11 protein-coding genes are annotated in these 10,242 nt (G+C 72.2%); 6 read left to right on the top strand and 5 right to left on the bottom strand.

The genetic code is table 11. The features are described 5' to 3' along the window. The coding region (locus tag ACFQ3T_RS30455; protein WP_380728511.1) for a PP2C family protein-serine/threonine phosphatase at positions 1-1,097 on the top strand (1,097 nt) is incomplete at its 5' end. A gap of 62 nt (positions 1,098-1,159) precedes the next feature. Continuing rightward, positions 1,160-1,585, top strand: a complete 426-nt coding sequence (locus ACFQ3T_RS30450) for a GlcG/HbpS family heme-binding protein (RefSeq protein ID WP_380728509.1) — start codon at positions 1,160-1,162, stop codon at positions 1,583-1,585. A 113-nt stretch (positions 1,586-1,698) separates the two neighbouring features. Here ACFQ3T_RS30450 and ACFQ3T_RS30445 read toward each other — a convergent pair whose 3' ends face one another. Further along, positions 1,699-2,493: an SDR family NAD(P)-dependent oxidoreductase gene (locus tag ACFQ3T_RS30445; protein ID WP_380728507.1), complete on the bottom strand. Its 795-nt coding sequence runs from the start codon at positions 2,491-2,493 to the stop codon at positions 1,699-1,701. A gap of 234 nt (positions 2,494-2,727) precedes the next feature. Between ACFQ3T_RS30445 and ACFQ3T_RS30440 the strand changes: the two genes are divergently transcribed. From ACFQ3T_RS30440 to ACFQ3T_RS30430, 3 genes are all read left to right on the top strand, one after another. Further along, positions 2,728-3,024, top strand: coding sequence for a hypothetical protein (locus tag ACFQ3T_RS30440; RefSeq protein WP_380728505.1), 297 nt, complete (start codon positions 2,728-2,730; stop codon positions 3,022-3,024). Between the two features lie 298 nt (positions 3,025-3,322). After that, positions 3,323-3,916, top strand: a complete 594-nt coding sequence (locus ACFQ3T_RS30435) for a DUF2306 domain-containing protein (RefSeq protein WP_380728503.1) — start codon at positions 3,323-3,325, stop codon at positions 3,914-3,916. A 51-nt stretch (positions 3,917-3,967) separates the two neighbouring features. Further along, positions 3,968-4,600, top strand: coding sequence for an NADPH-dependent F420 reductase (locus ACFQ3T_RS30430; RefSeq protein WP_380728501.1), 633 nt, complete (start codon positions 3,968-3,970; stop codon positions 4,598-4,600). Between the two features lie 194 nt (positions 4,601-4,794). On the opposite strand, the gene ACFQ3T_RS30425 is transcribed toward ACFQ3T_RS30430, so the two are convergent. Then, entirely contained in the window at positions 4,795-5,655 is an 861-nt protein-coding gene (locus ACFQ3T_RS30425) for an LLM class F420-dependent oxidoreductase (protein ID WP_380728499.1), read from the bottom strand. A gap of 109 nt (positions 5,656-5,764) precedes the next feature. Then, a complete protein-coding gene (locus tag ACFQ3T_RS30420) occupies positions 5,765-7,006 on the bottom strand; it encodes an MFS transporter (RefSeq protein ID WP_380728498.1) in 1,242 nt (413 codons plus the stop codon). A 176-nt stretch (positions 7,007-7,182) separates the two neighbouring features. Here ACFQ3T_RS30420 and ACFQ3T_RS30415 point away from each other — a divergent pair, with 176 nt between their 5' ends. Next, positions 7,183-7,761 carry a TetR/AcrR family transcriptional regulator gene (locus tag ACFQ3T_RS30415; protein ID WP_380728496.1) on the top strand — a complete coding sequence of 193 codons (579 nt, stop codon included), beginning with the start codon at positions 7,183-7,185 and terminating at the stop codon, positions 7,759-7,761. A 334-nt stretch (positions 7,762-8,095) separates the two neighbouring features. On the opposite strand, the gene ACFQ3T_RS30410 is transcribed toward ACFQ3T_RS30415, so the two are convergent. Both ACFQ3T_RS30410 and ACFQ3T_RS30405 read right to left on the bottom strand, forming a co-directional pair. After that, positions 8,096-9,463: an FAD-binding oxidoreductase gene (locus ACFQ3T_RS30410; protein WP_380728494.1), complete on the bottom strand. Its 1,368-nt coding sequence runs from the start codon at positions 9,461-9,463 to the stop codon at positions 8,096-8,098. Then, positions 9,460-10,242 (bottom strand): FAD-dependent oxidoreductase (locus ACFQ3T_RS30405; RefSeq protein WP_380728493.1); only part of this gene is annotated, 783 nt, incomplete at its 5' end. The genes ACFQ3T_RS30405 and ACFQ3T_RS30410, both read right to left, overlap by 4 nt.

Below are 10,242 nucleotides of genomic sequence, written 5' to 3'. Positions count from 1 at the left end.
TCGCGCAGCAGCCGGGGGTCGTCGACCGGCCGGACGTGGTGCTGCTCGCGGCGTCGCTGGGCCTGCCCAGCGTGTCGCTGCTGGGCCGGCGCCTCGCCGAGGCCAGCGCGGACCACAGCACGCTCGTGTTCGCCGACGGCGACCTGGCGGCGCTGGAGGCGTGCGTCCGCGCCGGCTTCGACTACGTGACCCCGCCGTACTCGCCGGTGCTGCTGCGCAGCCGGCTGACGTCGTCGTGGGAGCGCAGCCGGTTGACGGTGACGGGGGAGCGGCTGGCGGTCGAGGCCACCGTGCGCGAGTACGAGCGGGACCTGTCGGTCGCGCACGACGTGCAGGCGGGCTTCCTGCCGGACGTGCTGCCGAAGCCACCCGGCTGGGAGTTCGCCGCCCGCTTCCGGCCGGCCCGCATGGTCGCCGGCGACTTCTACGACGGCTTCGAGCTGCTCGACGGCCGCCGGCTGGGGTTCGTCGTCGCGGACGTCTGCGACAAGGGGTTCGGCGCCGCCCTGTTCATGGCGCTGATCCGGACCCTGTTGCGGCACAACGCGGAGAACACGCCCGCGACCAGGATGTCCGACGGCTGCTCGCGGTTGTCGCCGCGGCTGACGTTCGGCGCCGGGCCGCTGGTCCAGGCCGTCGGGGACACCAACCGCTACCTGGCCCGCAACCACCTGCGCCAGGGCTACTTCGCCACGGTGTTCTTCGGCGTGCTGGACCCGTTGTCGGGAGGGCTGGTCTACATCAACTGCGGCCACAACCCGCCGGTCGTGGTCCGCGCCGACGGCACCCGCACCCCGTTGCCGCCCACCGGGCCCGCGATCGGGATGTTCGCCGACAGCGAGTACACCCTCGGCCGCGCGCACCTCAACCCCGGGGACTCGCTGTTCGTCTACACGGACGGGGTGGTGGAGGCGCGCGACGCGGACGGCGGGCAGTTCGGCTGGGCCGCGATGCTGGCCGCCCTCACGCCCCGGCGCACCGCGGAGGACCTGCTGGACGTCGTGGACGACGCGCTGCGGCGGCACGTCGGCGACGCCGAGCAGCACGACGACATCACCATGCTGGGGCTGCACCGCGTCGACGCGCCCACTTGTTAGGGATGGTTCCCTAACGTTAAGCTGCCGCTCGTCAGTACCCCTGGTCGAGTAGGAGCAAGAGCTTGAGCAACGCAGCACTGTCCCTCCGTGACGCCCGCCGCCTGCTGGACGCCGCGCTGGAGCACGCCGAGCAGCTGAACGTGGCCGTGGCCGTGTCCGTCGTCGACGCGGGCGGCAACACCAAGGCGTCCGCGCGCATGGACGGCGCGTCCTTCCTGGCCGGCTCGATCGCCACCAGCAAGGCCGTCACCTCCGCGGGCCTCGGCTTCGACACCGCGGGCCTGGGCCAGTTCCTGTCCGGCAACCCGACCCTGCTCGCCGGCCTCTCCAGCCAGCCCGGTGTCGCGGTCATCCCCGGCGGCGTCCCGATCGTGGTCGACGGCGTCCTCGTCGGCGCCATCGGCGTCTCCGGCGGTCAGGCCGGCGAGGACGAGCCGATCGCCAAGGCCGCCCTGGAGGCGTTGACCGCCGAAGTCGCGGTCGCCTGATGCGCCGGTCGGTGTGGGTGGCCCGCGCCGCCGCCCGCGCCGACTGGTTCCACGTCCGCGACGACGGACGGGGCCCTCGGTCGAGGGCGCCGTCCGTCGTCGCCGTGACGGGCTCACATCGTGGTGATCATGCCGCCGTCGATGAAGAAGTCCGACCCGTGCACGTTGGCGGCGCGGTCGCTCGCCAGGAACAGCACGACGTCGGCGACCTCCTCCGCCTTGGTGAACCGGCCGGTCACCATCCGGCTCGCCATCTCCTTGAGGAAGTCGTCCTGGTCGATGCCGACCGCGCGCACGACCGCGGGCGCGATGCCGTCCTCGCGGGTCCACAGCTCGGTCTCGACCGGGCCGGGGCTCACCGTGTTGACCCGGACGCCCTTCGGGCCGACCTCCTTGGACAGCGCCTTGGCGAAGTTGCTCAGCGCCGCCTTGCCCGCCGTGTAGTCGTACACGTCGGGGTCGGCCAGGAACGACATCACCGTGCTGACGTTCACGATGTTGCCGGAACCCCTGCCCACCATGTGGGGGAGCGCGGCGCGGGTCGACCGCACCGCGACCATCAGGTTGACGTCGAGGCCCCACTCCCACTGCTCGTCGGTGATGGCGAGGAAGCCGCCCATCCGGGGCTGCACGCCACCGACGTTGTTGACCAGCACGTCGACGGCGCCGAACGCCGACACCGCCTCGCCGACCAGCCGGTCCGCCTCGGCCTGGGTGGAGAGGTCGACGCGGACCGCGCGGACCTTCCCGCCCGAGGCGTCGACGACGGCCTGGAGGGCCGGGGTGATCGTGCGGGAACCCGTGACCACCAGCGCGCCCTCGCCGGCCAGGGCCTCGGTGACGGCCAGCCCGATGCCGCGGCTCGCTCCCGTCACCACCACGACCTTGCCCGAAAGATGCAGATCCATGTCCACTCCTCGTTGCTACCAGGTGGCACCCGAAATGCCGCGTGGAAGTCGAGGATAATTCGCCATGTGCCGTTCAAACCGGCGCGGAGCTTATCGCAGGCTACTACGTGCCGTATCGGCGGAACTCACGTAGTGCCGTTGCCCGCCGGCGTGCCCGTGGGGTTTCCGAGGATCCATCGGTAACGTTCTCGGCGATGTCCGAACACTCTCACAAGTAATGGGGTGCGGCTGCGAATGGCTATTGTCGAGACCATCAGGTTCCGCTTGGTCGAGGGCTTCGACGAGGCGAAGTTCCGTGAGATCAACATCCGGATGCAGCGCGAGTACATGGAGCCGAAGACCGGCTTCGTGTCGCGCCAGTCCGCGATCAGCCAGGACGGCGAGTGGCTGATCATCGTCACCTGGGCGAGCCCGGAGGCCGCCCAGGCCGTCATCTCGGCGTTCTACGGCGCGCCCGAGACGCAGGACTTCCTGGCCGCCATCGACCTGTCGACGGTGCAGCCGGGCAGCTACACGCTCGTCGAGCACTGATCGACGCCGGGCCGGACGGCTCCCCTCGGCCGTCCGGCCCGACGCTGCCCAGCGGCGGGCAAGCACGAACGATTCGTTCGCAATTCACGATCCGCCGCCGGGACACCGTCCGGCGGCCAGCGCCAACCGGAGGTGTCCGATGACCGCAGTCGACGAGGAGCGGCCCGGTCCCGCAGTTCCCGAAACACCCGCGAGAAAGACGCCGTCAGCCTGGCGGAGTCAGTGGTGGGTGGTTCTCTTCGGGTTGTACTCCATCGCATTCGGAATTTACAGCTTCGTCAGGTTCATCGGTTTCGACGTGTCCCAGTCGACGGCGCTGCCGCCGCGGCCGGAAGTGCCGCTGCAGTACCCGCTGCTGGCGCTGCACGTCATCTTCGGGTCGGTGGCCATGGTGACGGCACCGTTCCAGGTGTGGCCGTGGCTGCGCAACAGCCGGCCGAAGGTGCACCGGCGCATCGGCCTCGTCTACTACTTCGGCGGCGTGATCCCGTCCGGAATCCTCGCCATCCCGACCGCCGTGTTCGTCAGCGCGGGCCAGTCGCTGCGCATGGCGCTGTTCACCCTCGGCGTGCTCTGGCTGTTCACGACCTACGTCGGGTTCCGGGCCGCGCTGCAGGGCCGCTACGACGACCACCGGCGCTGGATGGTGCGCAACGTCGCGCTGACCACCAGCATCATCACCGCGCGGCTGATGTTCATGGCGAACTTCTTCGGCATCCAGATGCTCGCCCCGGACACCTACCCCGCAGACGCGCGCTGGACGTTCACCGAGGCGTACTCGGCGGGCATCTGGGGCGGTCTGGTGGTGCACCTGATCATCGCGGAGTGGATCTCGCTGCGGCCGCGCCGCCGGGCCCGCCGGGCCACGCGGACGTCGGTCACGACCGGGTGAAAACGGTGGCGGATCGGGAATATCCGGGGAACCGGTGGAGCTGAACTGATCATGACTATTGGGATCGTCGGCGCCGGCGAGATCGGCGGCGCGCTCGCGGTGCAACTCGTCCGCAACGGACACGACATCGTGATCGCGAACTCGCGCGGGCCGGAGACGTTGGAGAAGCTGATCGCACCACTGGGGCCGGGCGCCAAGGCCGGCACGGTGGCGGACGCCGCGCAGGCGGGCGAGGTGGTGTTCCTCGCCATCCCGTTCAACCGGTACCCCGAGCTGCCCGCGGAACCGTTCACGGGTCGGATCGTGGTCGACGCGGGCAACTACGACATCTACCGCGACGGCCGGTACCCGCAGCTCGACCGCGGTGAGACCACGTCCGGCCAGATGCTCGCGGAGATCCTGCCCGGCGCCCGGATCGTCAAGGCGTTCAACACCATCTGGTACCGCAGGCTGCGTGACGAGGGCAGGCCCGACCGCCCCGCGGCCGAGCGGCTGGCGATCCCGGTGGCCGGCGACGACCCGGAGGCGAAGGCCGCGGTGTTCGCGCTGGCCGAGCAGTTCGGGTTCGCCCCGGTCGACACCGGCACGCTGGCGGAGAGCCGTCGGCAGGAGTACGGCACCCCGGTGTTCAACAAGCCGGTCGGCCCCGCCGACGCCGAAGCCCTGCTGCGCCTGGTGCCCTGACCACACGGCGCTGAACGTCCGCTCCTGACCCGTCCGCCCGGAGGTCCCGCCCGCTCGTGGGCGGGACCTCCCCTCGGGCCTCGCGGCCACGTCGTGCGGGCACGCCGACAGCGCCCCGGTGACCGTCCACACCGGAGCGCCCGATAGTCGTCACACGGAAGGGGCCTCCTCGCCGGGAGGCCCCTTCCGCACGTTCACTGCAGGATCTTCAGCACGTCGCGCAGCACGGACACGTGCTCGCCGGCCGACTTCAGCCCGAGCCCCATCGTGCTCACGCACAGGTGCGTGGCGCCCAGCTGCCGCCAGCCCTCGGCGAACGCCGCCCACTGCCGCTCGGGCACCTCGGCCAGGACCAGCCGCGGCTCGAACCCGACCTCGGACGCGTCACGTCCGGCTTTCCGCGCGTGCTCGCGGACCCGCTCGACCATCGCGGCCGAGATGGCGTCGGGAGCGCGCTGGGGCAGCCACCCGTCACCGATCCGCCCGGCGCGCCGCAGCACCTGCTCGGCGTTGCCGCCGAACCAGACCGGGATGCGGCCGGACGCGGGACGCGGCTTGATGCCCGCGTGGTCGATGCGGTGCCACTTGCCCTCGAAGTTCACCGAGGGGTTGGCCCACAGCAGCCGCATCACCTCGACCTGCTCGGCGCTGCGCGCGCCGCGGTTGGTGAAGGACTCGTTCAGCGCCTCGTACTCGACGTGGTTCCAGCCGACGCCGACGCCGAGCCGCAGCCGTCCGCCGCTGAGGATGTCGACCTCGGCGGCCTGCTTGGCGACCAGGGCGGTCTGCCGCTGGGGCAGCACGAGCACGCCGGTCATGAGCTCTAACGTGGTGGTGACCGCGGCCAGGTAGCCGAACAGGACGAACACCTCGTGGAACGCGGTCTCGCTGGTGTAGGCGCGCCACCCCGGGCGGGTGGCCACGTCGGCGCCCAGCACGTGGTCGAACGCGAGTGCGTGGGTGTAGCCGATCTCCTCGACGGACTGCGCCCAGCCGCGGATGTCGGCCGGGTCGTCGCCGATCTCGATCTGCGGGAAGACCGCTCCGATGCGCATGATGCCTGGCTCCAAAGCCTTCGGTGGTGCGACTTGGTGGTGAACGCGGTGGGGCGAGGCAGCGGTCGGGGGGGTGCCGCTGCCTCGCCCGTGGTGGAGAGCGACCGGACTAGCTGGTCGCGGCCTTCTCCTCCACCACCGCGGGCGCCGCGGCGGGGTCGTCCTGGGCCGCCTCGGGCGTGGGCTTGAGGAAGCTGGTCGCCCAGGCGGCCAGCACGCCGACCGCGCAGACGATCAGCGCGATCAGCATCGGGCCGGTGGAGCCACTCGCGACGGCCCAGCCGCCGGCCAGGGCGCCGACCGCGATGCCCGCGGTGACCGCGGACGCCGGGAGGGTCGCCGCGAAGTCACGGCCGGGGCCCGCGAGGCTGACCACGCGGTACTGGATCGACGGGACGATGCCGAAGCCGACGATGCCCCAGGCGAACAGCGCGATCGCGGCCACCACCGGGTTGGAGCCCGCGAAGTACAGGGCGCCGATGGTGAGCACCAGGACGATGCCGCCGATCACGATGGTGGCGCTGGCGTTCTTGTCCGCCGCCGCGCCGCCCAGGAACGTGCCGACCGCGTTCGCGATGCCGTACACCAGCAGGAAGATCGCGATCGTGCTGCCGGAGATGCCGGTGATGTCGGCCAGGAACGGCTGGAGGTAGGTCAGGCCGGCGAACTGGCCGCCCATGATCAGGAAGCCGAGGCCGAGCACCGCCAGGACCTTCGGCGCCAGGGCGTGCTTGGCCTGCGCGCCGAAGCCGCCGACACCCGAGTTCGGGACCGACGGGATCACCGTCAGCGCCAGCACCAGGGTCGCGACGCCGGTGAGGATGATCGCGACGAACGAGGCCTCCCAGCCCCAGTTCTGGCCGATCAGGGTGCCGAGCGGCACGCCGAGCGCGGTGGACACCGCGACGCCGCCGAAGATGAACGAGATCGCCTTGCCCATCTTCTCGGGCGGCATCATGCCGACGCCGACCGCGAACGCGACGCCGATGAACAGGCCGTGCAGCGAGCCCGTGAGAACGCGGGCGAACAGCAGCAGGCCGAAGCTCGTGGCGACCACGGCGAGGACGTTGCCGAGGATGTAGGCCGCGAGCGAGATCTGCAGCAGCTGCTTGCGGGCGAACTTGATCGTGACGGCGGTGAGGATCGGGCCACCGATCGAGATGCCCAGCGCGTAGCTGGTCACCAGGCTGCCCGCGGTGCCGATCGAGACGTTCATGTCGCCGGCGATGAGGTTCAGGATGCCGACCACGATGAGCTCGGCGCTGCCCATCACGAACGCGCCGAGGAACAGGGCGGCCAGCGCCAGGTTGGTTCGCGACTGGCTCAGGCCAGGTCGCAGGTCTGCACTCATGTCTACCTTCCTCGGATTCAACTTCTGGGTCCGACGTCCGGCTTCCGGCCCGCTCCGTCGTCGGACGTCCACCTGCGGCCCCGGCCGACTACTTCGTCGGTTGTAAGGGAACGATCCCTAGCATTGCGCGGCCAACCGTAATACAGTCGGATCAACCAAGCAAGGGGGTGTTCGAGATGCTGCGTACCTCCGCCGAAACCCGTGAGCACGTCTTGCAGGTGGCGCACGAGCTCTTCTACTGGCACGGCATCCGCGCCACGGGCGTCGACAAGGTCGCCGCGGCCGCGGGGGTGGCTCCCACCACGCTGTACCGGTTGTTCGCCAACAAGGACGAGCTCATCGCGGCCTACGTGGAGCGCGCCGACGAGCTGACCAGGTCGTGGTTCACCGCCGCCGTCGACGCCGCCGGGCCCGGTCCGCGGGCGAAGATCCTGGCCGTGTTCGACGCCCTGGCCGAGCACATCCAGCCCGATCGGTGCCGCGGCTGCACGTTCATGATGACCCTCGCCGAGTTCCCGGACCGGAAGTTGCCCGCCCACCGGCACGCCGTGATGGCGAAGACGTGGGTGCGGGAGCGGATCGGCGAGCTGACCGCGGAACTGGCCCGGACGTCGCCGATCGCCGACCCGGCGGTGATGGCCGACCAGCTGGTGCTCGTGATCGAGGGCGTGAACGCGTCGTCCCAGGCGCTGGGCATCCACGGCCCGGCACGCCAGGCGCGGGCGCTGGCGGAGGCGATCCTGCCCCCGGCCTGACCCCGCCCGCCGCCGCGCGCTCCGGTGTGGACGGTCGCCGGGGCGACTTCGTGCTGCCCGAACAACCTCGACCACACCCGCGGTGCACCCAACAGCCGCCCCGCCGCGCCGAACCGCCGGCCCGGTCACCACGCCGCACCCAACAGCCGCCGGCCCGGCCTCTGCGGGACCGATCGCCGCGTCCCCGACCGCGCGCCCGTGCACCGCGTGCCTGTCCGCCGCCTGGCCGACCGCCAACCGGATCACCGCGTGCCCACCAGCCACGCGACAGGGCAACGCCGGAAGGGCCTCCCGCCGGGGAAGGCCCTTCGGTCGCCGAGCGCCCACGGTGCCGTCAGAACAGGGTCGGCACCGCACTGAAGACGTTCTCCGGGTCGTACTGCCGCTTCAGCGCGAACAGCCGGGACGCGTTCGGCCCGTACGCGATCCGCACCCGCTCGGTGTCCTCCGGCGCGAGCAGGTTCGGGTACCCGCCGGGCAGCGAGTGGGGCGCGAGGTCGCGGGACAGGTCGTCCACCCACGCCCGGTGCGCCGTGCCGTCCTCGCCCGCCTCCCAGGTGCCGACGACCTCGACCAGGTTGTGCTCCCGTCGCAGGCCGAACGCGGTCGCCGCGGTCGGCACGCGGGCCGCCGCACCGTGGAAGTGGTGCACGAAGATGCCCGAGTACGGCGACGTGATCCGGGCCGCCGCGGACACCAGCACCTCGGCCGCGTCGTCGCTGATCTCCGGGAGCTGCCGGTTCGCCGCCACGGTGTGCCGCCCGTCGACCACCACCGCGTCCAGCAGCCCGAGCACCTGGAACGGCGACATCGTCCCCAGCTGCGCGGACACCGGCTCACCGAGCGAGGTGAGCCGGCTCGCCCACCGCTCGCCCCGCGCCGGGTCGCCGCTCCACGCGGGCAGCAGGTACAGCAGCGCCTGCCCGTCCGGACCGCAGAAGAACCCGGTCATCACGGTCATCTCGTCGGGCGCCGCCGCGGTCAGCTCGCGGTAGCCGCGCAGCACGGACCGCGCCTGGTCCAGTCCGAACAGGACCATGCCGGACATCATGCTGCGCAGCGGGTGCACCCGGAACGTCGACCTGGTCACCACGCCGAAGTTGCCGCCGCCGCCCCGCAGACCCCAGAACAGGTCGGGGTTCTCGGTGGCGCTCGCCGTCACGGCGCGGCCGTCGGCGAGGACCACGCGCGCGCTGAGCAGGTTGTCCAGCGCGAGGCCGTGCTTGCCGAGCAGCAGGCCGTACCCGCCGCCCAGCGTCAGACCGGTCACGCCGACCGCCTTCACGGTGCCGACCACGGCGGTCAGCCCGTGCCGGTCGGCCGCCGAACCCGCCGCGCCCGCCGTGACGCCGCCCTGGGCGTCCATGGTGGACGCGTACGGGTCGACGGTGACGTCCCGCATCCGGGTCAGGTCGATCACCAGGCCGCCGTCGCGCACCGCGCGCCCGGCCCAGTCGTGCCCGCCGCCGCGCACCGACAGCGTCAGCCCGCGCTCCCGGGCGGTGCGCACGGCGTGCACCACGTCCGACTCGTTGGCAGCGCGCACGATGACCGCCGGGAACCGGTCGGTCGCGCCGTTCCACACCCGACGCGCGCTGTCGTAGGCGGTGTCCGAGGCCACGAGCACGTCGCCGTTCAGCTTGCCGCGCAACTCGGCGACGGCCGCGGCGGCCTGCGTGGACATCGGTGTCGTCGATGTCATGTCGTTGCTCCTTGTCGTCGTTGCCCGGCGCGGGCGAGCGCGCGCAGGTCCGCGGACCCGTCGCGCAGCCGGTCGGCGTCGAGCGGCTGCCCGACGATCCGGCGCAGGGCGGTGATGTCGGCCGCGCGGTTCACCGCGACGGCGCCCGCGAGCCGGCCACCGCGCAGCGCGATCGCGGTGAAGTCGCCGTGGAGGTCGCCCCGCACGACGGTCTCGTCGGCGCCGGTGAACTCGCCGACGCACTCCAGGCGGGTGGCGTAGCGGTCGGACCAGAACCACGGCGCGCCCGGTTCCGGCGCGGGCAGGCCCAGCAGGCCGCGTCCCGCCGCACGGCCCTCCCGGCGCGCGGCGTCCCAGTGCTCGGTCCGCCGCTGCCCGGTCCGGCGCGCCACGTCGCCCGCGGCGAACACGTGCGGGTTCGACGTGCGCTGCGCGTCGTCCACCAGCACCCCACCGTCGGTGGCCAGCCCGGCGTCGACAGCGAGGGACAGGTCCAGCTCGATCCCGATGCCCACCACCACGACGTCGCACGTGACGACGCCGCCGTCGTGGTGCAGCCGCACGCGGTCGCCCTGGTCCTCGACGGCGCGCACGCCGTTGGCCAGGACGCGGACCCCGTGCCGCTCGTGCTGCGCGTGCAGCACGGCCGCGATCTCGGGGCCGACGACCGGCGCGAGCGGCGGCGCGGCCGGGTCGAGGATGGTGACCTCGCAGCCCAGCGACACCGCCGACGCCGCGACCTCCGCGCCGATCAGGTCCGCGCCCACGATCCCGACGCG

This window comes from Saccharothrix hoggarensis (genome assembly GCF_042678885.1).
Lineage (GTDB): Bacteria > Actinomycetota > Actinomycetes > Mycobacteriales > Pseudonocardiaceae > Actinosynnema > Actinosynnema hoggarensis.
The sequence above is the reverse complement of the archived record's forward strand: the minus strand, read 5'-3'. Positions and strand labels throughout refer to the sequence as shown.